Below are 23,976 nucleotides of genomic sequence, written 5' to 3' on the forward strand. Positions count from 1 at the left end.
CGTGCGATTCATCGAGCGTTAACGTTGCGTCAAGACCGCAAAACGGGCCACTTTCAGCCGTACGGTAACCGTAGCGCGGCCGGAAAAAAAGTGGGGCCGTCCGTATAACGGACGGCCCCACCGGGGGTGCGGGTGACTCTCAGTGGTTGCGCGGGAAGCCCAGGTCGACGCCCGCCGGGGCGTCCGCCGGGTCGGGCCAGCGGGTGGTGACGACCTTGCCGCGGGTGTAGAAGTGCGTGCCGTCGTTGCCGTAGATGTGGTGGTCGCCGAAGAGGGAGTCCTTCCAGCCGCCGAAGCTGTGGTAGCCGACGGGGACCGGGATCGGGACGTTCACGCCGACCATGCCGGCCTCGACCTCCAGCTGGAAGCGGCGGGCCGCGCCGCCGTCCCGGGTGAAGATCGCGGTGCCGTTGCCGAAGGGCGAGCCGTTGATGAGGGCCAGGCCCTCCTCGTAGGTGTCGACGCGCAGCACGCACAGCACCGGGCCGAAGATCTCGTCCTGGTAGGCCTTCGCCGTGGTGGGCACCTTGTCGAGCAGGGAGATGCCGATCCAGTGGCCGTCCTCGTAGCCCTCGACGGTGTAGCCGGTGCCGTCGAGCACGACCTCGGCGCCCTCGGCGGCCGCGTTGGTGACGTAGGACGCCACCTTGTCGCGGTGGACGGCGGTGATCAGCGGACCCATCTCGGAGGTGGGGTCGTTGCCGGGGCCGATCTTGATCTTCTCGGCGCGCTCGCGGATCTTCTCCACCAGCTCGTCGCCGACCGCGCCGACCGCGACCACCGCGGAGATGGCCATGCAGCGCTCGCCCGCGGAGCCGTAGGCGGCCGATACGGCGGCGTCCGCGGCCGCGTCCAGGTCGGCGTCCGGCAGCACCAGCATGTGGTTCTTCGCGCCGCCCAGGGCCTGCACGCGCTTGCCGTTGGCGGAGGCGGTGGTGTGGATGTAGCGGGCGATCGGGGTGGAGCCGACGAAGGAGACGGCCTTGACGTCCGGGTGCTCCAGCAGGCGGTCGACGGCCACCTTGTCGCCGTGGACGACGTTGAAGACGCCGTCGGGCAGGCCCGCCTCGGCGAGCAGCTCGGCGAGCTTCAGCGACGCCGACGGGTCCTTCTCGCTCGGCTTCAGCACGAAGGTGTTGCCGCAGGCGATGGCGATCGGGAACATCCACATCGGGACCATCGCCGGGAAGTTGAACGGCGTGATGCCCGCGACGACCCCGAGCGGCTGCCGGATCGAGGACACGTCGACGCGGCTGGCGACCTGCGTGGACAGCTCGCCCTTGAGCTGGACGGTGATCCCGCACGCCAGGTCGACGATCTCCAGGCCGCGCGCCACCTCGCCGAGGGCGTCGGAGTGCACCTTGCCGTGCTCGGCGGTGATCAGCTCCGCGATCGCGTCCCGGTTGGCGTCCAGCAGGGCGCGGAAGCGGAAGAGGATCTCGGTGCGCTTGGCCAGCGAGGACTGGCCCCAGGTCGCGTAGGCGTCCTTGGCGGCGGCGACCGCCGCGTCCACCTCGTCGACCGTCGCGAAGGCGACCTTCGTGGTGACGGCGCCGGTCGCCGGGTCGGTCACCGGCCCGAACGTACCCGAGGCGCCTTCGACGGTCTTGCCGCCGATCCAGTGGTTGACGATCTTCGTCATGCCCGGTTTCTCCTTCACAGATGGCGGCGTCGGGTGGAGACGTGCCGTTCGTACAGCTCTCGTGCCTCGACCGCCGACGCCCGGGTCGCGGTCTCGGCCACGGGTACATCCCACCAGGCCTGCGCGGGAGGCGCGCCCGACACTGTGTCTGACGTTTCGGTCTCGACGTAGACACATGTGGGTGTGTCGGCGGCCCGCGCCTCGGCGAGCGCCGCGCGCAGTTCCCGGACGGTCCGCGCGCGCAGCACGCGCATGCCGAGGCTGGCCGCGTTGGCGGCGAGGTCCACCGGCAGCGGGGCGCCGGTGTACGTGCCGTCGCCGGCCGGGAAACGGTAGGCGGTGCCGAACCGTTCTCCGCCCACCGACTCCGACAGGCCGCCGATGGAGGCGTACCCGTGGTTCTGCACGATGACGACCTTGATCGCGAGGCCCTCCTGCACGGCCGTCACGATCTCCGTCGGCATCATCAGATACGTGCCGTCGCCGACCAGCGCCCACACGGGCCGGTCGGGGGCGGCCAGTTTCACGCCGATCGCGGCCGGGATCTCGTAGCCCATGCACGAGTAGCCGTATTCGACGTGGTACTGGTCGCGCGAGCGGGTCCGCCACAGCTTGTGCAGGTCGCCCGGCAGCGAACCGGCCGCGTTGACGATCACGTCCGTCTCGTCCACCACGGCGTCCAGGGCGCCGAGGACCTGCGGCTGCGTCGGCCGCGTGTCCGGCTCGTCGGCCTCGAAGCAGGCGTCGACGCGCTGCTCCCAGCGCTCCTTGTCCTCGGTGTACTCCGCGACGTAGGAGTCGGCGGCCCGGTGGTCGTGCATCTCCAGCGCCTCGGTCAGCTCCTGCAGGCCGCTGCGGGCGTCCGCGATCAGCGGCAGGCCGGCGAGCTTGTGGCCGTCGAAGGGCGCGATGTTGAGGTTGAGGAAGCGGACGCCGTCGCCGGTGAACAGGGTGCCGGAGGCGGTGGTGAAGTCGGTGTAGCGGGAGCCGACGCCGATCACCAGGTCGGCGGTGCGGGCGAGCTCGTCCGCGGTCGCGGTGCCGGTGTGACCGACGCCGCCGACGTCCTGCGGATGGTCGTGGCGCAGCGAGCCCTTGCCGGCCTGGGTGGAGGCGACCGGGATGCGGGTGGCCTCCGCGAACTCCGCGAGGGCCTCCTCGGCGCGGCTGTGGTGCACCCCGCCGCCCGCGACGACCAGGGGCCGGCGGGCCGACCGGATCGCCCGGACCGCGTCGGCGAGCTCGGCCGGGTCGGGGCCCGGCCGGCGGACGGCCCAGGTGCGCTCCGCGAAGAACTCCTCTGGCCAGTCGTACGCCTCGGCCTGGACGTCCTGCGGCAGCGCGAGCGTGACCGCGCCGGTGTCCACGGGGTCGGTGAGCACGCGCATCGCGTTCAGGGCCGCGGGGATCAGGGCCGGCGGGCGGGTGATCCGGTCGAAGTACCTCGACACCGGGCGCAGGCAGTCGTTGACCGACACGTCGCCGGCGTGGGGGACCTCCAGCTGCTGCAGCACCGGGTCGGCGGGGCGGCCGGCGAAGACGTCGCCGGGCAGCAGCAGGACCGGGAGGTGGTTGATCGTGGCGAGCGCGGCGCCGGTGACGAGGTTGGTCGCGCCCGGACCGATGGAGGTCGTCACCGCGTGTGTGGACAGCCGGCCGGACTGGCGGGCGTAGCCGACCGCCGCGTGCACCATGGCCTGCTCGTTGCGGCCCTGGTGGTACGGCATGTCAGCGGCGTACTCCACCAGTGCCTGGCCGATCCCCGCCACGTTGCCGTGGCCGAAGATGCCCCAGGTGGCGCCGATGAGCCGGCGCCGCACGCCGTCCCGCTCGGTGTACTGGGCGGACAGGAAGCGCACGAGCGCCTGCGCGACCGTGAGCCTCGCCGTCGAGGTCTGCGCCGTCATCGGTGTCCCTCCCTGTGGTCCGGGTGAAAGCCCTCGGGTGCGCTTTCACGCCGGGGAGATACGCGTGTGCGGCCGAAGCCGTTCGGGACCTCCGGCGCGGGGCCGTAGCGGGCGGGGAGTCGTCGCTCGCACTTCGCTCCTGCCAGGGCGAAGCGGTCTCCCGCGCCGGAGGCGATCTGGACCCGGGGGTCTCGGGGGGCGTGCGCCGCGCCGGTGTCCGACACGAACACGCTTGCCCCGTCCGGGAGTTGCGGTTCCTCAGAACCTGTTTGCACGGTACATCCGACGTGCCGCGGGAGCACCCGCAGCTCGTCGCTCATGTCGCTCGTGTCGCTCATACGGCGGCCTCACAGCAGCCCCACGGCGGCGTCCACGGCCGCGGCCACGTCGCCGTCCGCCGGATACAGCAGCGAACGGCCGGCCACCATGCCCCGCACGGTCGGCAGCCGCAGGGCGCCGCGCCACTTCTCGTACGCCGCCGCCCGGTCCTCGGCTCCGTCGCCGATGTCGCCGCCGAGGAGGACCGCGGGCAGCGTGGAGGTCGCCATGACCTCCGCCATGGCGTCGGGGTCGTCGGTGACCGGCACCTTCAGCCAGGTGTAGGCCGAGGTGCCGCCCAGGCCGGAGGCGATGGCGATGGACCTGGTCACCGCCTCGGCGGACAGGTCGTTGCGCAGTCCGCCGCCGTCGGTGCGGCGGCTGATGAACGGCTCGACGAAGACGGGGAGCCGGCGTGCGGCCATGGCGTCGACGACGCGGGCGGCGGACTCCAGTGTGGTGAGGGAGCCCGGGTCGTCGTAGTCGATGCGCAGCAGCAGCTTGCCGGCGTCGAATCCGAGGCGGTCGATGTCCTCGGGGCGGTGGCCGGTGAAGCGGTCGTCGAGTTCGAAGCGGGCGCCCTGCAGGCCGCCGCGGTTCATGGATCCCATGACGACCTTGTTGTCGAGGGCGCCGAGCAGCAGCAGGTCGTCCAGGATGTCGGCGGTGGCGAGGACGCCGTCCACACCGGGGCGGGACAGCGCCAGACACAGGCGCCGGAGCAGGTCGGCGCGGTCCGCCATGGCGAACCCGCGGTCGCCGACGCCGAGGGCGCCGCGGGCCGGGTGGTCGGCGGCGACGATCATCAGCCGGCCGGTGTCGCCGAGCAGCGGGCGGCGGATCCGGCGGGCGGCGGCCTCCGCGACCGCCTCGGGGTGGCGGGCACGGATGCGCACGAGTTCGGCCACGTCCACGCGGTCGGGCGCGGGCCCTTCGGCGTTGCGGTGCGCGGGCGCGGGCCCGGCGGCGTCCACGCGCGCGGGCGCGGGCCCGGCGGCGTCCACGCGCGCGGGTGCCGGCCTGTCCCCGTCGCCGGGGTGGGCGCCCGTGACGCGGCCGGCCCTCACCGCACCGCTCCGGCCTTCAGGGCGGCCTCGATCTCGTCCGTGGTCGGCATGGCGGAGGAGCACTCCAGGCGGGAGGCGACGATCGCGCCGGCCGCGTTGGCGTGTCGCATGACCGTCTCCAGGTCCCAGCCCTCCAGCAGGCCGTGGCACAGGGAGCCGCCGAAGGCGTCGCCGGCGCCGAGGCCGTTGAGGACGTCGACCGGCAGCGGAGGCACCTCGGCGGTGCCGCCCCGGCTGTCGACGGCGAGGACGCCCTTGGGTCCCTGCTTGACGACCGCGAGTTCGACCCCGGCGTCGAGCAGGGCGCGGGCGGCGGCGTGCGGCTCGCGCACCCCGGTGGCGACCTCCACCTCGTCCAGGTTGCCGACGGCGACGGTGGTGTGGCGCAGGGCCTCCCGGTAGAAGGGGCGGGCCGCGTCGGGGTCGCGCCAGAACATGGGGCGCCAGTCGAGGTCGAAGACGGTGGTGCCGGCCTTGGCCCGGTGGGCGAGGGCGGCCAGCGTCGCCGTGCGGCTCGGCTCCTCGCTCAGGCCGGTGCCGGTGACCCAGAAGACACGGGCCTCGCGGACGGCGTCGAGGTCGAGTTCGTGGGCGTCGATCTCCAGATCGGGGGCCTTGGGCTGCCGGTAGAAGTAGAGCGGGAAGTCGTCCGGCGGGAAGACCTCGCAGAACGTGACGGGCGTGGGCAGGCCGGGGACCGGGGTGACCCAGCGGTCGTCCACGCCGAAGCCCTTCAGCGCCTCGTGGAGGTAGACGCCGAAGGGGTCGTCGCCGGTCCGGGTGATCACCGCGGAGCGGCGGCCCAGGCGGGCCGCGGCGACCGCGACGTTGGCCGCCGAGCCACCGAGGAACTTGCCGAAGGTCGTCACCTGCGGCAGCGGGACACCGGTCTGCAGGGGATACAGATCCACCCCGATCCGCCCCATGGTGATCAGGTCGTACGCCATCGGCTTCCCTTCACATCGGCTCTCCGGCGTTTCTAGCTCCGCACGGCGAGCCGTGTCAATATTTTGTCCGGACATTCGGACGAGTCCTTCGGCAGCGCTTGCCGCGAGTCCGCGTCGCCGGCGTCAACGCGCCGCGCCGGTGAGCCCGCGTACGCCTTTGCTGCACTCCTGTCACAAAAGCCACCCCTGTGTCACACATGTCGCATGTTCGCGGGCGGGCCGTCACACCCGGCGCACAGCCGCTGCCCGCCGCCGGGGTGGCTCGTTGGGCACAGGGTTCCTGATCGCCAGCGCAGCGCCCGGTCCCCCCGACGGCCGCCCCCGGCCGCCACCGCGGTGCGCGCGGGGAGGTGCAAGTCGATGACCGACCGAAGGCTCTGGTCGTACAAGGAGATCGCGGCGCACATCCGGGTACAGCCGGACACCGTGCGGTCGTACCGCAAGCACGGACTGCTCCCGCCGCCCGACCACGTCGAGGGCGGCAAGCCCTACTGGTACGCCGACACCGTCCGCGCCTGGGTCGCCGCCCGGCCCCGCAACCGCGGGCGCCGGGAGGACTGACCGTCCCGGCACGGCCCCCGGTCGCCGTCAGTCCCACGGCGCGACGACCGTCACCCCCGCTCCGGGCGCCGTGCCGAGCGCCGCCAGCGCCTCCGGCACCGCGTCCAGCGGGATCGTCGACGTCACCAGCAGATCGGGGCGCAGCACGCCCGCCCGCACCAGCTCCAGCATCGGGGCGTAGGTGTGGGCGGCCATGCCGTGGCTGCCCATGACGTCGAGCTCCAGGGCGATCGCGCGGGCCATCGGGACGGCGGTCGTGCCGTCCGGCGACGGCAGCAGGCCCACCTGCACGTGCCGGCCGCGACGGCGCAGGCCGTTCACGGACGCGGCGCAGGTGGCGGGCGAGCCGAGGGCGTCGAGGGAGAGGTGGGCGCCGCCGCCGGTCAGCTCGCGCACGGCCTGCGCGGTGTCCGGCGCACGCGACGCGTCCACGCAGTGCGCCGCGCCGAACCGCCGCGCCAGCTCCAGCGCCCCGGCCGACACGTCGACGGCGACGACCCGCGCGCCCGACGCCGCCGCGATCATCACCGCGGACAGGCCCACGCCCCCGCAGCCGTGCACCGCGACCCACTCCCCCGCGGCCACCCGGCCCCGCTGCACCACCGCGCGGAACGCCGTCGCGAACCGGCAGCCGAGCGACGCCGCCGTCGCGGACGACAGCTCCGGCGGTACGGCGACCAGATTCACGTCGGCGTGGTCCAGCGCCACGTACTGCGCGAAGGAGCCCCAGTGGGTGAAGCCGGGCTGGGTCTGCCGCTCGCACACCTGCTGCTCGCCCGCCGCGCACGCGCCGCAGGTGCCGCACGCGCACACGAACGGCACGGTGACCCGGTCGCCGGGACGCCAGCCGGTGATCCGGTCGCCCACCGCCTCCACGACACCGGCGAGCTCGTGGCCGGGCACGTGCGGCAGCGTGATGTCCGGGTCGTGGCCCTGCCAGCCGTGCCAGTCGCTGCGGCACAGGCCGGTGGCCTCGACCCGCACGACCACGCCGTGCCCGGCGGGCCGCGGATCCGGCACGTCCCGCACCTCGGCCGGCTCCCCGTACCGTTCGAACACCACTGCGCGCATCCGCCGCCTCGCCTTCGTCCGCCCCAGGGGCCCGTCCGGTTCGTCCGCGCAGGGGCCTGTCCGGATACGCCCTGGCCTCGGCTCCTGGAGATCACCGCGTTCTCGCGGAACTCTAGGGGAGGGTCCGGGGCGGGACCGGGGAAGACCCGGGGGAGCCCGCCGCGGCGGGCGATCCTTGGATAAATACCCCCTAGGGGTACAGTGGAGTTGGTGGAGGCCCCCGTGGGCCCCCACAGCCCCACCCGCCTCGACGAGGAGAGAGACATGACCGCCCAGTCCGACACCCCGGGTTCCGTCACCACCGTCTACAAGGTGAGCGGCATGAGCTGCGGGCACTGCGAGGGCTCCGTCTCCGGTGAGATCTCCGAGATCCCCGGCGTCAGCTCGGTGAAGGCCGTCGCCTCGACCGGCGAGGTCACCGTGGTCTCCGCGGCCCCCCTCGACGAGGCCGCGGTGCGCGCCGCGGTGGACGAGGCCGGCTACGAGCTCGTCGGTACCGTCTGACCGACAGCACCTGTTCTCCGACCGGCCGTGCCGACCAGCTGATACTGCGTCCGCGCGGTCCGGTCCGATGTCTGGAGTCCGGACATGACCAGCACCACCGCCCCCACCCCGGCGGACCAGGACGGCCACGCCGAGGTCGAGCTGCTCATCGGCGGGATGACCTGCGCCTCCTGCGCGGCCCGCGTCGAGAAGAAGCTCAACCGCATGGACGGCGTCACGGCCACGGTGAACTTCGCGACGGAGAAGGCCAAGGTCAGCTACCCCTCCGGGGTGCAGGTCGCCGACCTGATCGCCACCGTGGTGAAGACCGGCTACACCGCCGAGCAGCCCGCGCCGCCCCGGCCGGAGCCGGAGTCCGCCGCGGAGACGACGCCGGAGGACCCCGAACTCGCCGCCTACCGGCAGCGCTTCACCGTCTCCGCCCTGCTGGCCGCCCCGGTCGTCCTGATGTCCATGATCCCGGCCCTCCAGTTCGACAACTGGCAGTGGCTGGCGCTCACCCTCGCCTCCCCCGTGGTCGTCTGGGGCGCCCTGCCCTTCCACCGGGCCGCCTGGACGAACGCCCGGCACGGCGCCGCCACCATGGACACCCTCGTCTCGGTCGGCACGCTGGCCGCGTTCACCTGGTCGCTGTGGGCGCTCTTCTTCGGTGACGCGGGCATGACCGGTATGCGGGACGAGTTCAGCTTCACCGTCTCCCACGCGGAGGGCACGTCCACGATCTACCTGGAGGTCGCCTCCGGCGTCGTCGCCTTCATCCTGCTCGGCCGCTTCCTGGAGGCCCGCTCCAAGCGCCGGGCGGGAGCGGCCCTGCGGGCGCTGATGGAACTCGGCGCCAAGGACGTGGCCGTACTGCGCGCCGGCCGCGAGGTCCGCGTGCCGGTGTCCCAGCTGGCCGTCGGTGACCGTTTCGTCGTACGGCCCGGGGAGAAGATCGCCACCGACGGCACCGTGGTCGAGGGCTCGTCCGCGGTGGACGCCGCCATGCTGACCGGCGAGTCGGTGCCGGTCGACGTGACCGTCGGCGACGCCGTCACCGGCGCGACGGTGAACGCCGGGGGCCGGCTGGTCGTCGAGGCCACCCGGGTCGGCGCCGACACGCAGCTCGCCCGGATGGCGCGGCTGGTGGAGGACGCGCAGAACGGCAAGGCCGAGGTGCAGCGGCTCGCCGACCGCATCTCCGCGGTGTTCGTGCCCGTCGTGATCGGGATCGCGATCGCCACGTTCGGGGGGTGGCTCGGCGCCACCGGCGACACCGTCGCCGCGTTCACCGCGGCCGTCGCGGTGCTGATCATCGCCTGCCCGTGCGCGCTGGGCCTGGCCACGCCGACCGCGCTGATGGTCGGCACCGGGCGCGGCGCGCAGCTCGGCATCCTCATCAAGGGCCCCGAGGTGCTGGAGTCGACCCGGCGCGTCGACACCGTCGTCCTCGACAAGACCGGCACCGTCACCACCGGACGCATGACCCTCCAGGAGGTGTACGCCGCCGACGGCGCCGACGAGAAGCAGGTGCTGCGGCTCGCGGGCGCCGTGGAGCACGCCTCCGAGCACCCCGTCGCCCGGGCGGTGGCCGCGGGCGCCGAGGAGCGCGTCGGGCGGCTCCCGGAGGTCGAGGCGTTCGAGAACGTGCCCGGACGGGGCGTACGCGGGCGCGTGGAGGGCCTCGAGGTGGCCGTGGGGCGGCTCTTCGAGGAACTGCCCGCGGACCTGACCCGGGCCAAGGACGAGGCCGAGCGGGACGGCCGTACGGCCGTCGTGGTCGGCTGGGACGGTGTGGCACGCGGTGTCGTGGCCGTCGCGGACGCGGTCAAGGAGACCAGCGCCGAGGCCGTGCGCGAACTGCGGGCGCTGGGGCTCACGCCGATGCTGCTGACCGGGGACAACCGGGCGGTGGCGCAGGCGGTGGCCCGGGCCGTCGGGATCGACCCCGGCGACGTGATCGCCGAGGTGCTCCCGGAGGACAAGGTCGACGCCGTCAGGCGGCTCCAGGCCGAGGGGCGCAGCGTGGCCATGGTGGGCGACGGGGTCAACGACGCGGCCGCGCTGGCCACCGCCGACCTGGGCCTGGCGATGGGGACCGGGACGGACGCGGCGATCGAGGCGGGCGACCTGACACTGGTGCGCGGGGACCTGCGGGTGGCCGCGGACGCGATCCGGCTCTCGCGCCGCACGCTGTCGACCATCAAGGGCAACCTGGTGTGGGCCTTCGGATACAACGTGGCCGCACTGCCGCTGGCCGCCGCGGGCCTGCTCAACCCGATGATCGCGGGAGCCGCGATGGCCTTCTCGTCGGTGTTCGTGGTGACGAACAGCCTGCGGCTGCGGAGGTTCAGGTGACGTTCCGCCGAGGGAACGTTCCGCCGACGGCCGGCGATTTTATTACCGGCGAGTTGGTAGGGGCGGAAGTGAAAGTCCCTCTAGAGTCCTGCCCCGGCCTCACATAAGCTCTTCACAAGCCTCGCGCATCATCCTTACGCTTGAGTCCCGGTCGCCGGATCAGGGCTCTTGCGTATCTAACGGACATATGCAAGAGACGCAGATCACAGTGATGTGAACGTAACCATCGAGGGGGCTCGAAGGTCTAAGTTGACGATGTCAGAAGGCGTCTTGGGGGGCGCCGACTGGCGTCTGGAGAATGTCTTGGGGGACTTTCTCCGGAGATGCGTTGCCGGGGCACGTACAGCGGGAAGCTTTGAGCGGCCCTCCCGTGCGTGCGCTGTCCCGGCAGATCGCACACCCGAGCGGTACGGCGACTTTTGCTCGTTCTGCTCAACCGCACGATCTGCGCAACCGCACGATCTGCAAGACCTGCTCGACCGCTCGTTGTGCTCAACAGCGATTCAGGCGCTGTCCTCACAGACGCCCGGCCGGATCCCGTGGGGGGAATCCGCACCGGGACATGGGAAGGCGCCCTGGTCGTCGGCCCGTGGGGGGACCGGCGCCAGGGCGCCTTCTGCCTTGTTTCTGCTTTGTGCTTCTTGTGGCCCGGTTCGCCTCCGGGACGCCCGAGCCGGCGTCGAGGACCCGACCGCGCTCAGCGCTTCACGCCGCGCGCCCGAGCCCCCGACCGCGGGTCAGCGCTCCTCGACCGGCACGAAGTCGCGCTCGACGACGCCCGTGTAGATCTGGCGCGGGCGTCCGATGCGGGAGCCCGGCTCCTTGATCATCTCGTGCCACTGGGCGATCCAGCCCGGCAGTCGGCCCAGCGCGAACAGGACCGTGAACATCTCGGTCGGGAAGCCCATCGCGCGGTAGATCAGGCCGGTGTAGAAGTCCACGTTCGGGTAGAGGCTGCGCGAGACGAAGTAGTCGTCGGAGAGCGCGTGCTCCTCCAGCTTCAGCGCGATGTCCAGCAGCTCGTCGGACTTGCCGAGGGCGGACAGCACGTCGTGCGCGGCGGCCTTGATGATCTTGGCGCGCGGGTCGAAGTTCTTGTAGACCCGGTGGCCGAAGCCCATCAGCCGGACGCCGTCCTCCTTGTTCTTCACCTTGCGGATGAAGGAGTCGACGTCGCCGCCGGCGTCCCGGATGCCTTCCAGCATCTCCAGGACGGACTGGTTGGCGCCGCCGTGCAGCGGGCCCCACAGCGCGTTGATGCCGGCCGAGATCGACGCGAACATGTTGGCCTGCGACGAACCGACCAGGCGGACCGTGGAGGTCGAACAGTTCTGCTCGTGGTCCGCGTGCAGGATCAGCAGCTTGTCGAGCGCGGAGACCACGGTCGGGTCGAGGTCGTACTCCTGCGCGGGCACGGAGAAGGTCATCCGCAGGAAGTTCTCGACGTAGCCGAGGTCGTTGCGCGGGTAGACGAACGGGTGGCCGATCGACTTCTTGTACGCGTACGCCGCGATCGTCGGAAGCTTGGCGAGCAGGCGGATCGTCGAGAGGTTGCGCTGCTTCTCGTCGAACGGGTTGTGGCTGTCCTGGTAGAACGTGGACAGCGCCGAGACCACCGACGACAGCATGGCCATCGGGTGGGCGTCGCGCGGGAAGCCCCGGTAGAAGTTCTTGACGTCCTCGTGCAGCAGGGTGTGCTGCGTGATCTCGTTCTTGAAGGACGACAGCTCGTCGACGGTCGGGAGCTCGCCGTTGATCAGCAGGTAGGCGACCTCCAGGAAGGTGGAGCGCTCGGCCAGCTGCTCGATCGGGTAGCCGCGGTACCGGAGAATGCCCGCCTCGCCGTCGAGGTAGGTGATCGCGGATTTATAGGCGGCCGTGTTGCCGTAGCCGCTGTCCAGGGTCACCAGACCGGTCTGGGCGCGGAGCTTCCCGATGTCGAAGCCCTTGTCGCCGACGGTGCTGTCGATCACCGGGTAGGTGTACTCGCCGTCGCCGTACCGCAGTACTACAGAGTTGTCGCTCACGTCTTCCCTCACCGACGTAGTGCCTCATCTTCGAGGTTGCCCTGACTGTCTCTACCATCCCCCAATTGGCTCAGGAGAGTGCACTCGGGGTCGACCATCGGGCCTATTGACGGCACTCAGTGCCGTCAACTTGCTCATCCTGCCCCCTCTGTTGCTCATCCGGAAGTGCTGTGTGACCTAGGCGACTCATTTGATCGATCATTTTTTACGATGCCTCTCGCCGAAGCGGCCCCGCGGGGCCTACAGGGGCCCGGGTGAGAGGCGGAAGTCGAGCGCCGTGCAGCGGCGTCCCGCGGACACCGAGCGCACCGCCTGACCGATCGCCTTGCGCGAACCGACGAGGACGACCAGCTTCTTGGCCCGGGTGACCGCCGTATACAACAGGTTCCGCTGGAGCATCATCCAGGCGCCGGTGGTCACCGGGATCACCACGGCCGGATACTCGCTGCCCTGGGAGCGGTGGATGGTCACCGCGTACGCGTGCGCCAGTTCGTCCAGCTCGTCGAATTCGTACGGAACCTCCTCGTCCTCGTCCGTCAGCACCGTCAGGCGCTGGTCGACCGGGTCCAGCGAGGTGACCACGCCCACGGTGCCGTTGAAGACACCGTTCTTGCCCTTCTCATAATTGTTGCGAATCTGGGTCACCTTGTCTCCGACGCGGAAGACCCGGCCGCCGAAGCGCTTCTCGGGCAGATCCGGACGGCCCGGGGTGATGGCCTGCTGGAGCAGCCCGTTGAGCGTGCCGGCGCCGGCCGGCCCGCGGTGCATCGGCGCGAGCACCTGGACGTCCCGGCGCGGGTCGAGGCCGAACCTGGCCGGAATGCGCCGGGCCGCCACGTCCACCGTGAGCCGTCCGGCCGCCTCGGTGTCGTCCTCGACGAAGAGGAAGAAGTCCTTCATGCCGTCGGTGACCGGGTGCTGCCCGGCGTTGATCCGGTGCGCGTTGGTGACCACGCCGGACTGCTGGGCCTGGCGGAACACGCGCGTGAGGCGGACCGCCGGGACGGGACTGCCCTCGGCGAGCAGATCGCGCAGCACCTCGCCGGCGCCCACGCTGGGCAGCTGGTCGACGTCCCCGACGAACAGCAGGTGGGCGCCGGGCGGGACCGCCTTGACCAGCTTGTTCGCCAGCAGCAGGTCCAGCATCGAGGCCTCGTCGACCACGACCAGGTCGGCCTGCAGAGGACGGTCCCGGTCGTAGGCCGCGTCGCCGCCGGGCTTCAGCTCCAGCAGGCGGTGGACGGTGGAGGCCTCCGCGCCGGTGAGCTCGGCCAGGCGCTTGGCGGCCCGGCCGGTGGGGGCGGCCAGCACGACCCGGGCCTTCTTGGCGCGGGCCAGCTCCACGATCGAGCGGACCGTGAAGGACTTGCCGCAGCCGGGACCGCCGGTGAGCACGGCGACCTTCTCGGTCAGCGCCAGCTTGACGGCGGCCTCCTGCTCGGGGGCGAGGTCCGCCCCGGTGCGGCCCCTCAGCCAGCCCAGCGCCTTGTCCCAGGCCACCTCGCGGAAGCCCGGCATCCGGTCCTCGTCGGTGCGCAGCAACCGCAACAGCTGGGCGGAGAGCGAGAGTTCGGCACGGTGGAAGGGGACGAGCCAGATCGCGGTGACGGGCTCCCCGCCGTCCGGTCCGGGCACCTTCTCCCGTACGACACCGGGGTCCTCGCCCTCCTCCGGGGGCGCCGCCAGCTCGGCGAGGCACTCGATGACCAGGCCGGTGTCGACCTGCAGCAGCTTCACCGCGTCCGCGATCAGCCGTTCCTCGGGCAGGTAGCAGTTGCCCTGGTCGGTGGCCTGCGACAGCGCGTACTGCAGGCCGGCCTTGACGCGCTCCGGGCTGTCGTGCGGGATGCCGACGGACTGGGCGATCCTGTCGGCGGTCAGGAAGCCGATGCCCCAGACGTCGGCCGCCAGCCGGTAGGGCTGGTTCTTCACGACGGAGATGGAGGCGTCGCCGTACTTCTTGTAGATGCGCACCGCGATGGACGTCGAGACCTCGACCGTCTGGAGGAAGAGCATGACCTCCTTGATGGCCTTCTGTTCCTCCCAGGCGTCGGCGATCTTCTTGGTGCGCTTGGGGCCCAGTCCCGGCACCTCGATCAGGCGCTTCGGCTCCTCCTCGATGATCCTCAGGGTGTCGGTGCCGAAGTGCTGGGTGATGCGGTCGGCGAAGACCGGCCCGATGCCCTTGACCAGGCCGGAGCCCAGGTAGCGGCGGATGCCCTGGACGGTGGCCGGCAGCACCGTCGTGTAGTTCTCGACCGTGAACTGCTTGCCGTACTGGGGGTGGGAGCCCCAGCGGCCCTCCATCCGCAACGACTCGCCGACCTGGGCGCCCAGCAGCGCGCCGACGACCGTGAGCAGGTCGCCCGCGCCGCGGCCGGTGTCGACCCGGGCGACCGTGTAGCCGTTCTCCTCGTTGGCGTACGTGATGCGCTCGAGCACGCCCTCGAGCACGGCCGTGCGCCGCTCCCCCGGTCGGGAGGGACTCCCCGCCTGATTGGACATGATCCGACGCTACCCCCGGGCTCTGACATCACGATCCGGTCTCGGGCCCCTGCGTCCCGCCGTGCGATCCGGGGGCGCCGGTGAAGGTGGTCCCGAACGACGAGGACGGCGGGACGAGCACCACGCGACGAGGACCACACGGACGAGAACCACACGGACGAGAACCACACGGACGAGAACCACACGGGACGAGAACCACACGGACGAGAACCACACGGGACGAGGACGACGGGACGGGGACCCTCATGAACGACTACGACCTGCTGGTCGTGGGATCGGCCAACGCCGACCTGGTGATCGAGGTCGAGCGCCGGCCGGGCGCCGGGGAGACCGTGCTCGGCTCCGACCTGGCCGTGCACCCGGGCGGCAAGGGCGCGAACCAGGCGGTCGCGGCGGCCCGCCTCGGAGCCCGTACGGTCCTGCTGGCCCGGGTCGGCGACGACGCCCACGGCCGGCTGCTGCTGGACTCGCAGCGGGCGGCCGGGGTCGACACGGTGGGCGTGCTGGTGGGCGGGGCGCCGACCGGGGTCGCGCTGATCACGGTGGACCCGTCGGGGGACAACAGCATCGTGGTCTCGCCGGGCGCGAACGGCCGGCTGACCCCGCAGGACGTCCGGACGGCCGCGAGCCTCTTCCAGGCCGCGCGGGTGGTCTCCACCCAGTTGGAGATCCCGCTGGAGACGGTCGTGGAGGTGGTCCGCAACCTGACGCCGGACAGCCGTTTCGTGCTGAACCCGTCCCCGCCCCGGCCGCTGCCGGGCGAGGTGCTGGCGGCCTGCGACCCGCTGATCGTCAACGAGCACGAGGCCAGGGTGATCCTGGGCGACGCGTGCGTGAGCGACCGGCCGGAGGACTGGGCGCGGCTGCTGCTCGCCAAGGGCCCGCGTTCGGTGGTGGTGACGCTGGGCGCGCGGGGCGCCCTGGTGGCGTCCTCGGCGGGCGTCGGCCGCGTCCCGCCCGTGCGGGTCGACGCGGTGGACACGACGGGCGCGGGCGACGCGTTCACGGCGGCGCTGGCCTACCGCCTGGGAACCGGCGCGCCGCTGCCGGAGGCGGCGCAGTACGCGGCCCGGGTGGGAGCGGTGGCGGTCACCCGGCGGGGCGCGCAGGAGTCGTTCCCGACGGCGACGGAGGTCGAGGAGCTGTGAGACGCGCCGCTGAGCTGCGGTGCCGTGGTGCCCGGACATGCTTCGAGGGGGCCCGGCCCGTCGGCCGAACCCCCTCGGTTTTCCCCTCCCGTTCAGAACCCCCGCGATCCCCCCGGATCCCCACCCAGAAGCCCTGATTCCACGTACGACCCGCCAGGCGGGGGGAGGGTTGCACGGGTGCGCGGAATTTTTTCCGGGCCCGGCGGGCGCCTGTCCCCGGTCGGCGGAACGGTGCGGTGATCACGTCGCGGAGATGTCCGGATCCTGCCACACCACGATCAACTGCATTGCTTGTGCAACCTGTTGTGATGCAACATGCGCGAACGCGCTGTGATTCTTTGATGATTACGTGATGCACGGGGGTGGGCACGTGAAGTTCGACATGGGGTCGACGACCCTGTCGGAGCTCGGCAGGAGCACGGTCGGTTCCAGTGACGACCTGGGCACGTTGATCCGGTGGCTGATCCAGGCGGCGGAGCCGTTGGAGGGCAAGTTCAACGGATCCGGCAAGGTCGCCTTCGACTCGTTCAAGGCCAGGGCGGACGAGATCACCAACGCCCTGAACAGCTCGCTCGGCGCGATCCTCGGCGGTCAGAGCGGCATGGACACCGCCTTCGGTACCGGTGACGTCGAGACCCGGGACAACGCGACCAAGAACATGGGCGCGGCCAACTTCGACGCCGCCCGCTTCGGCGGCCGGTAGACACGGCCGACAGGGAACAGGGGGATTGTGACGATGGGTCAGAGCCAGGACCGCCGCTCGTACGACACCGGCGCCTCCAGCGAGGTGCAGGGCAGCCTGCAGGGCATCATCGGCCAGTTGGAGCGCGTGCTGTCGGACCGTGACCGTGCGGTGAAGGCCGCGATGGCCGACTTCCAGGCCGACGGCGTCTCGGACGAGTACCACGGCAAGGAGGTCCGCTGGAACCACGCCGCGACCGAGGTGCGCAACATCATCCACCTCGTCCGCACCACGCTCGAGGAGAACGACGGGACCGCGCAGTCGACGATGGCCAAGGCGCGGGCGGCGGTCGACAACATCGGTTGAGCCGGGATATGTCACGGCGATGGCGACGTCGACGTGAACTGCTTTGACTTCACGGGGGATCCACATGACGGGGTGGGACATCTCGCCCTCGGGCGTGCAGCACGTCCTGAACGAGACGGGGAAGGCCGCCGAGGGGCTCTCGAACACCGGCAAGGCACTCGGCGAGACCCTGCCGAGCGCGGCGAAGTCCGCCGGCACGATCCAGCAGGGCGGTGTCGAGAAGAGCGGGGTGCAGGGGCCGGTCGCGGCGGCGCTGGGTGAGTTCTTCGAGGCGTACCAGAAGGACCTGACGTATGTGGCTGTCCGCACGTCGAACTCCCTGAGCGGGGCGGCCACCGCCACCAGCGAATACATCAAGGGTGATCTGGAGATGGCCGCGAAGGCGCAGGCGAACGCGCTGAAGGAGCCCAAGATCGACCTGCCCGGGGCCGAGGGACCGCAGGGGGGTCAGTGAGCGCCGACCTCATCGATCCGCAGAACATCCCGCAGTTCACCGGCGACTTGGAGCAGCTGAGCACCGACGCCCTGCTGCTGACCGCGGAGGCGTCCGCCTTCCGGTTCGCCGGGGCGGACGTGCACGCCAAGTTCCAGGGCCTGTCCGCGTGTTATTCGGCCCCGGAGGCGGAGCAGCTCTTCGCGACGACCGCTCCGGTCGCGGCCAAGGCCGACAGGTTCGCCGACGACCTGGAGAAGGTGGGCGCGGCGCTGAGCGCCTACGAGGCGGAGATCCAGCCGCTGGTGGCCAGGCTCAGGAGCCTGAAGGCGCGGGCCGAGACCTTCCGGGCGGACATCGCGGGCGACGACCACTGGCGCGAGGACGACGACAACGTCCAGCTCAACAACGACCTCGTGCACGACGTCAACGCCGCGACCGCGGCCTTCTGGCAGGCCGAGATCACCTGCCACAACAAGATCACGGCACTGGTGCACGGCTCGACGCTGATCGTGGAGGACGGCGCACAGAAACGTCTCCTCAAGCGGGGCACGTCCACCTACGGCTTCACCGAGGATCTCCTCGACTCCTCCGACGAACTGCCCTGGGGCAGGACGGTCGAGAAGGAGCGGCACGGTCTGGACTGGCTGGGCCACCAGGTCGTGGAGTTCGGCAAGGGCTTCTTCGTCGACGGCGTGTGGGGCACGATCCGCGGGCTCGGCACACTGGTCGGCTTCGACGGCCTGGACGCGATGGGCGAGGCCTGGAAGGGGCTCGGCAAGCTCGTGACCGGCCTCGGGATCACGCTCTCGCCGCTCGGGACGGCGTACTGGCTGCTGCCCGACGACAAACTGCCCGCCTACCTGCGCGACTCCCGGCGGACGGTGACCGAGGCCGGCAAGGCGCTGATCGCCTACGACGAGTGGGGCAGGAACCCGGCGCGGGCCGGCGGCGCGGTCACCTTCAACGTGCTCACGACCGTCTTCACCGGCGGCGCGGGCACCGCGGCCAAGGGCGGCGCCGTCGCGCGGACGATCGGCGCGCTCGGCAGAGCGAGCCGGCTGGTCGACCCGATGACGTACATCGGCAGGGCGGCGAAGTTCGGCACGGTCAAGGTGGCCGACCTCTTCGGCAGTCTGAAGAACTTGCGGACCGGGGCATACACCGACGTCCTCTCGGGGGCCGGGAGGGTCCAGCCGGACGGCAGCGTGCTGAGGATCGCCGACGACGTCCCGGTCGTGGTCGGCAACCACATCGAGTGGCCGGACGGAACACGCCTGAACCTGGACGACGGCTCGGTCATCAAACCGGACGGCACGCGGGCGACGGCCACGGTGGAACTCTCGGCCGCGGACCGGGCGATGCTGGAACACACCCTGCCGCACGGGGAGGCGGTGCCGGTGGGCGCGGGCGGCAGGGCCGCGGCACATGCCGGGGGCGAGGCGGCACATGCCACCAGCGACGCTACGACTCACGGCGGCAGAAGCGCCGCGGCGCACGCCGGGTCCCACGGCACGGACACGCTGCCCTCACCCGAGGCACACGCAACCGGCGGCCCCCACGGCGTCGCAGACGGCCACAGCAGTGGCGGCCGCGACGGCACGACCGGCGGAAGGCGCGGACCCGGTTCAGGTGACCACGATCCCCTGGCGCACGAGCGCGAGATCATGCGCCAGCAGGTGGAGCGGGCCAACACGGATCCGAAGTGGTTCGCAGAGAACTACCGGTCCAACGGATACCGGCGCTCGACCAGCTACACCGGCGGATACGGCCAGCCGATCCCGCACTTGGTTCCCAACCCCTTCGGTGGACCGAACAAGTGGATCGCCGCGAGCGACATGCCGCCGCCAATTCAGGAACGTTACGTCAGCAACGTGCCCAAGGTCGGCACGCGGTTGAATGTGAGCGATGAGGTCCAGCGTTATCTGGATGAACAAGCTGCCAAACGCGACCGCGCCATACACCTCGACAACGCGGCCGAGACCAGGCTCGAGGCAGCCGAAAAGGCATACGCCGCGCAGCCGACAGACGAACTTGCCGAAGCGATGAGGCAGGCAGAAGAAGCGCACAAACCACTGCACTCAGGCATGAACCGAGCGAGTGAGATGTTCGGCGAGCATGTCGCCGAACACCGCGCAATTCCTGAGCATTTCCCTGACGCAATACGTGTGGACGACGGAGCGTTCGGAAACAACCGATTCGACCAGATCTACAAGACACCGGACGGCCGTTACGTGGTCGTCGAGGCGAAGGGGTCCGAAAGCGCCAACCTCGGAGTCCGCAAGGGCCACAGCGGACGCCTGGTGAAACAGGGCTCGCGGGAATACTTCGAGACGATCCTGCAAGAAATGGAAAAGCGGGCCAGGAGAAACGAGAAAAAGGGCTTGCTCGACGAGGCCGAAGCCGAACGCAGGCTGGCGGACGACCTGGACAGAGCACTCACGGCCAAGAAGGTGGACTATGTACTCGTCAAGGCCAAGTCCGACGGGGCTCAGTACGCTGGTTACGACATGTACAGGTTCGATGTGACGAAATGAGGGTTCCGCCCGTGCCGACGAGGATTTCACGACCCCCGGTCGAGGGTGGCCATCCGGATCCGGACGCGTTCCGGAAGGTTCTGAACCAGCGCACTGTCGAGAAGATCGAGCGTCTCGAAAGCGCTCCCGACGCGTTCGGGCGTACTTTCAGCAGCGCACTGAGCACGGCCACGCTCCAGTGCCTGAACGATCCCCCGGCCGAGATGCTGGAAACCTGGGAGGCCTGGACCATGGCCATGCAGGTGGGCTCCGCGCTGTTCGCTTCGGCCACCGCTCCACCCGGCTCCACCGTGCCGTGCATGATCGCCCACAAGATCCGCAGTATCCCGGCCGTCGGCGTCCGGCACTTCACGGACGCCGGCACCTGGCTTGAGGCTTTCTGGCTGGCGGTGATCTGCCGTGACCAGGCCCGGATGACTCAGCTCTGCCAGGTTCCCGTCGAGACTCTGCGGGCCTCGGGTGCCGTGTTCGAGGAGTACATCTATCACTGGGTCGACGCCCTGCAGACATACTGGCTGGAGCGGCCGGGTCTCGGCGAGAAGCTGATTGCCGCTTTCGACGGCACGGATCCCGACCGGCTGCGGTTCATCGACCGCGAGATGATGCTCAAGGTCCTGTATCCGCCGATCAACCTCTTCTACCGCTTCATCGGCCAGGACCCCGTCAAGTTCAACGAGGCTCTCGTTCAGACCCTTACGCTGCACAAGGAGTACTGGACCGCGGACCCCGAGCGCGAGGAATCGGGAGACGGAGACATTCCCCTCGCCGCCCTCGCCATCACCTGCCTCGCCTACGACGCCGGCCGCCCCGTCGAGGTCGAGTCGGAGTACCTACCCGAGCACCTGCTCAGGCGGAGCTGGCTCGGGGAGTTCCCCACGTGACGGCCCAGGACTACGACAGTCAGCTGCTGGAGTCGGTGTCGGTGCGGCGGCGGCGTCTTCGGGATGCTCTGCTCTTCGGTGCCCAGCGGCAACGGCGCTCCGTCGACGAGCGTGTGGGAAAGGTGTTCGCCGGAGTGGTGATCGCGGCCGTGTTGTGCGCCGGGTGCGTGGGGTGGTCGTTCGTGTCGCACCGGGTGGTCGGGAAGAGCCCGTACGGCGGGTCCGTGCAGTCGTCCGTGCCCTCGGGCAGCCCTTCCGGCCGGTGATAGGTTCGAACACGTGATGTCTGCGGGGGCGTTGAGGCATACGGCGGCCGGTGGGACCGCGGTCGTCCTCAGCCGCGTCACCCTGGTCGGTGAGCGGCGTCGTATCGATCTGGTGTTGCCGGCGCGGGAGCCGGTCGGGCTGCTGCTGCCCGAGATTCTGCGGCTGCTGGACGACCGGGTGGGTGAGCGTCCCGAGCCACGGCATCTCGTGACCACGGACGGGTCCGCGCTCGACCACGACAGCACCCTGGAGTCCGCGGGCGTCCGCGACGGCGCCGTGCTGCGGCTCGTGCGGGCCGAGGACGCGCCCTCGGCGCCCGTCGTGCACGAGGTGAGCGACGAGGTCGCCGAGGACCTGGGCGGCCGGGCGTGGCGGTGGGGACCGCGGGCGCGGCGGGTCACCGCGGGGCTCGCCACCGTGGGGTGGGCGGGCACCGCCGGCCTGTTCGCGCGGAACGCCTGCCCGCCGGACACCGTCGCCATTGGGCTGCTCGTCCCGGCCGCGGTCGCCGCGCCCGCCGGGGCCCTGCTCGGGCGGGCCGGGCGGCGCGGGATCGCCGCCACCCTCGTCTGCGCCGCCGGAGTGCTGGGCGTACTCGGTGCGTTCGGTCTCGCCGACGCTCAGGGCTGGCCGGGCACGCTGCGGGTCGCGGGCGTGTCCGCGGTGGTGGCGGCGACTCTGGTGCTGCTCGGCCTGTGCACGCCGTTGGGGCGCGGCGCGGTGGTCGGGGCCGGCGCCGTGGCCGTCACCGTGCTCGGCTGGGAGGCCGTCGCCGCCGTGCAGAACGGCGCGGAGACGGCCGGACAGCAGGCCAGGACGGGGGCCGTGCTCGCCGTCGCCTCCGTGGTGGTGCTGGGGCTGCTGCCGCGTCTCGCGCTCATGGCGTCCGGGCTCTCGGGGCTGGACGACCGGCGCGCGGGCGGGGTGTCGGTGAGCCGTCACCAGGTCTCCGCGGCCTTGGCGGCAGCCCATCGTGGGCTGGCGCTCGCCACGGTCGTCCTCACCGTGTCGGCGACGGTGGCGGGTGTGTGGGCGCTGCGCGCGCCCTCGGTGTGGACGGTGCTGCTCGCCGCTGTCACGGCCGTGGTGCTGACCCTCCGGGCCCGGGCGTTTCCCCTGGTCGCGGAGGTGGTGGCGGTGCTGGCGGGCGGCTCCGTGGTGGCCGTGCGGCTGGTGTCGGTGTGGTCGGAGCGGTCCGGCACGGCGGGAACGCCGCTGATCGTGCTCGCGGCGCTGGCCGTGCTGCCGTTGGCCGTCCTCGCCGTCCAGCCGTCCGAACACGTGCGGGTGCGGCTGCGGCGGGCGGGCGACCTGCTCGAGTCCGTCGGCGTCATGGCACTGCTCCCGCTGCTCATCGGGGTCTTCGGCGTGTACGGGCGTCTGCTCGGCACCTTCGCTTGAGGGAGCGGGACGGCATGACGCAGCGGGACGGCATGACGCAGCGGGACGGCATGGCGCAGGGGGAGCAGCGGCCGGGACGCGAGGGCCGGGGCGGAGGCGGAGGCGAGGGCGGAGGCGAAAGCGGAGGCGACTGGCAGCGGGATGTGCTGCGGGAGTTGGGGCAGCGGACGGCTCCGGCACGCGGCGCCGGCGAGCCGACCCTGCGCCTCGTCCACTCGGCCCGGCCCGAACCCCGGCAGCCGGAACCCGAACCCACCCCGCCCACCGGGCATCGCCGGCCGGAACCGCACCCCACCCCGCCCGTCGAACGCCGGCAGCCGGACCCCGGGGCCGCTCCGCCTGCCGATCCCCGCACGCCCGCGCCCGGCCCCGCGCCCGGCCCCCCGGCCGTCCCCCGGCACCCCGCTCCCGCGCCGGAGTCGGCCCCCGCCGTCCCCGCGCCGGAGTCCGTGCCCACGGTCGACCCCCGCCTCGCCATAGCCCTCGGCCGCCCCCGGCACGGCGACTCGCTCGGCCGCCGCACCGGCCGTTCGCTGCGCGGGCTGGCCTCCTCCGTCTCCCAGGACGTGGCCGAACAGACCCGTCTCGCCGAGGAGTTGCAGCAGCCGGTCACCACCGGGCGGATCATCGCCGTCACCTCCATCCGCGGGGGTGTCGGAAAGTCCACGGTCGCGGCGCTGCTCGGGCGGGCCTTCAACCACTACCGTCACGATCCGGTCCTCACCCTGGAGGCCGACGCCGCGCTCGGCACGCTCGCGGTGCGGATGGGCGCGGAGTCGGTGCGGTGGTCGTGCGTCGACCTGGCGCGGATCCTGACCCCCGCCATGCAGTTGACCGACGTCACCGGCTACCTGGTGCCCGTGTCCGACGGCGGCTGGCTGCTGCCCGCGAGCCAGGGCCGGGTGGGCGCCCCCTTGGACGTGCCGACGTACCGCAGGGTGACCCTCGCGCTGCGGCGGTACTTCGCGGTGACGGTGGTCGACTGCGAGACGCTGCCCGGCGAGGTGGCCCGCACCGCGATGGACACCGCCCACGCCAGGGTGATCGTCGCGCCCACGACCGCGGAGGGCGTCGGCGGCACCCGTCAGGTACTGGACTGGCTGGCCGGGCTGCCGCACTCCGCCCTGGCGACCACGGTGGTCGCCCTCACCGCGAACACGCCCGACACGCGGCTGGACGTGAAGACGGCCACCGCGCACCTGAAGGAGACCGGCGCCACCGTCGTCGTCCTGCCGTACGACCGGCACCTCGCCGGCGGCGGACCCATCCGTACGGATCTGCTCGGCCGTACCACCCGGGACGCGGCGCTCGGACTGGCGGCCGAGGCGATGCGCCGGGCGGTGCGGGTCCGGTGACACCGCACCCGCCCGCCCCT

20 protein-coding genes are annotated in these 23,976 nt (G+C 71.6%); 12 read left to right on the top strand and 8 right to left on the bottom strand.

Annotated elements, in window-relative coordinates:
• Positions 1–139: 139 nt before the first annotated feature.
• The 5 genes from mmsA to iolC form a co-directional block, all read right to left on the bottom strand.
• The gene (mmsA, locus tag ACH4ZX_RS08130; RefSeq protein ID WP_398269345.1) at positions 140–1,642 is read right to left on the bottom strand and encodes a CoA-acylating methylmalonate-semialdehyde dehydrogenase; all 1,503 of its coding nucleotides are present in this window, start codon (positions 1,640–1,642) and stop codon (positions 140–142) included.
• Between the two features lie 14 nt (positions 1,643–1,656).
• A complete protein-coding gene (gene iolD, locus ACH4ZX_RS08135; protein WP_398269348.1) occupies positions 1,657–3,549 on the bottom strand; it encodes a 3D-(3,5/4)-trihydroxycyclohexane-1,2-dione acylhydrolase (decyclizing) in 1,893 nt (630 codons plus the stop codon).
• Positions 3,546–3,887: a 5-deoxy-glucuronate isomerase gene (locus ACH4ZX_RS08140; protein ID WP_398269351.1), complete on the bottom strand. Its 342-nt coding sequence runs from the start codon at positions 3,885–3,887 to the stop codon at positions 3,546–3,548. Before ACH4ZX_RS08140 ends, iolD begins: the two co-directional genes overlap by 4 nt.
• Positions 3,888–3,896: 9 nt before the next feature.
• Positions 3,897–4,781, bottom strand: coding sequence for a deoxyribose-phosphate aldolase (locus ACH4ZX_RS08145; protein WP_398269661.1), 885 nt, complete (start codon positions 4,779–4,781; stop codon positions 3,897–3,899).
• Between the two features lie 149 nt (positions 4,782–4,930).
• Positions 4,931–5,881 (bottom strand): 5-dehydro-2-deoxygluconokinase, encoded by a 951-nt coding sequence (iolC, locus tag ACH4ZX_RS08150; protein ID WP_360750448.1) that lies wholly within the window; start codon positions 5,879–5,881, stop codon positions 4,931–4,933.
• A gap of 360 nt (positions 5,882–6,241) precedes the next feature.
• Here iolC and ACH4ZX_RS08155 point away from each other — a divergent pair, with 360 nt between their 5' ends.
• Entirely contained in the window at positions 6,242–6,442 is a 201-nt protein-coding gene (locus ACH4ZX_RS08155; RefSeq protein ID WP_324783966.1) for a MerR family transcriptional regulator, read from the top strand.
• Positions 6,443–6,469: 27 nt separating this feature from the next.
• Here the strand turns inward: ACH4ZX_RS08155 and ACH4ZX_RS08160 are convergent, their stop codons facing one another.
• A complete protein-coding gene (locus ACH4ZX_RS08160; RefSeq protein ID WP_398269354.1) occupies positions 6,470–7,513 on the bottom strand; it encodes a zinc-dependent alcohol dehydrogenase family protein in 1,044 nt (347 codons plus the stop codon).
• 264 nt (positions 7,514–7,777) lie between these two features.
• Between ACH4ZX_RS08160 and ACH4ZX_RS08165 the strand changes: the two genes are divergently transcribed.
• Both ACH4ZX_RS08165 and ACH4ZX_RS08170 read left to right on the top strand, forming a co-directional pair.
• Entirely contained in the window at positions 7,778–8,017 is a 240-nt protein-coding gene (locus ACH4ZX_RS08165; protein ID WP_324783968.1) for a heavy-metal-associated domain-containing protein, read from the top strand.
• 84 nt (positions 8,018–8,101) lie between these two features.
• A complete protein-coding gene (locus tag ACH4ZX_RS08170; protein ID WP_398269357.1) occupies positions 8,102–10,354 on the top strand; it encodes a heavy metal translocating P-type ATPase in 2,253 nt (750 codons plus the stop codon).
• Between the two features lie 737 nt (positions 10,355–11,091).
• Here the strand turns inward: ACH4ZX_RS08170 and ACH4ZX_RS08175 are convergent.
• Positions 11,092–12,381 carry a citrate synthase gene (locus tag ACH4ZX_RS08175; RefSeq protein ID WP_351884897.1) on the bottom strand — a complete coding sequence of 430 codons (1,290 nt, stop codon included), beginning with the start codon at positions 12,379–12,381 and terminating at the stop codon, positions 11,092–11,094.
• 240 nt (positions 12,382–12,621) lie between these two features.
• A complete protein-coding gene (locus ACH4ZX_RS08180) occupies positions 12,622–14,886 on the bottom strand; it encodes an ATP-dependent RecD-like DNA helicase (RefSeq protein WP_398269360.1) in 2,265 nt (754 codons plus the stop codon).
• A gap of 245 nt (positions 14,887–15,131) precedes the next feature.
• Between ACH4ZX_RS08180 and ACH4ZX_RS08185 the strand changes: the two genes are divergently transcribed.
• The 9 genes from ACH4ZX_RS08185 (at position 15,132) to ACH4ZX_RS08225 (ending at position 23,956) form a co-directional block, all read left to right on the top strand.
• Positions 15,132–16,034 (top strand): ribokinase, encoded by a 903-nt coding sequence (locus tag ACH4ZX_RS08185; protein WP_398269363.1) that lies wholly within the window; start codon positions 15,132–15,134, stop codon positions 16,032–16,034.
• Between the two features lie 370 nt (positions 16,035–16,404).
• The gene (locus ACH4ZX_RS08190) at positions 16,405–16,737 is read left to right on the top strand and encodes a hypothetical protein (protein ID WP_324783972.1); all 333 of its coding nucleotides are present in this window, start codon (positions 16,405–16,407) and stop codon (positions 16,735–16,737) included.
• Positions 16,738–16,770: 33 nt separating this feature from the next.
• The gene (locus ACH4ZX_RS08195; RefSeq protein ID WP_324783973.1) at positions 16,771–17,082 is read left to right on the top strand and encodes a pore-forming ESAT-6 family protein; all 312 of its coding nucleotides are present in this window, start codon (positions 16,771–16,773) and stop codon (positions 17,080–17,082) included.
• A 64-nt stretch (positions 17,083–17,146) separates the two neighbouring features.
• Positions 17,147–17,536 (top strand): DUF6507 family protein, encoded by a 390-nt coding sequence (locus ACH4ZX_RS08200; protein WP_324783974.1) that lies wholly within the window; start codon positions 17,147–17,149, stop codon positions 17,534–17,536.
• Positions 17,533–20,052: a hypothetical protein gene (locus ACH4ZX_RS08205; RefSeq protein ID WP_398269367.1), complete on the top strand. Its 2,520-nt coding sequence runs from the start codon at positions 17,533–17,535 to the stop codon at positions 20,050–20,052. The genes ACH4ZX_RS08200 and ACH4ZX_RS08205 overlap by 4 nt, the downstream gene beginning before the upstream one ends.
• An 11-nt stretch (positions 20,053–20,063) precedes the next feature.
• Positions 20,064–20,933 (top strand): immunity 49 family protein, encoded by an 870-nt coding sequence (locus tag ACH4ZX_RS08210; RefSeq protein WP_398269370.1) that lies wholly within the window; start codon positions 20,064–20,066, stop codon positions 20,931–20,933.
• Positions 20,930–21,199 carry a hypothetical protein gene (locus ACH4ZX_RS08215; RefSeq protein WP_360750431.1) on the top strand — a complete coding sequence of 90 codons (270 nt, stop codon included), beginning with the start codon at positions 20,930–20,932 and terminating at the stop codon, positions 21,197–21,199. Before ACH4ZX_RS08210 ends, ACH4ZX_RS08215 begins: the two co-directional genes overlap by 4 nt.
• Positions 21,200–21,215: 16 nt before the next feature.
• Entirely contained in the window at positions 21,216–22,601 is a 1,386-nt protein-coding gene (gene eccD, locus ACH4ZX_RS08220; protein ID WP_398269664.1) for a type VII secretion integral membrane protein EccD, read from the top strand.
• Between the two features lie 14 nt (positions 22,602–22,615).
• Positions 22,616–23,956: a hypothetical protein gene (locus ACH4ZX_RS08225; protein WP_398269372.1), complete on the top strand. Its 1,341-nt coding sequence runs from the start codon at positions 22,616–22,618 to the stop codon at positions 23,954–23,956.
• Positions 23,957–23,976: the final 20 nt, after the last annotated feature.

The organism is Streptomyces sp. NPDC020490, from assembly GCF_044335305.1.
Lineage (GTDB): Bacteria > Actinomycetota > Actinomycetes > Streptomycetales > Streptomycetaceae > Streptomyces.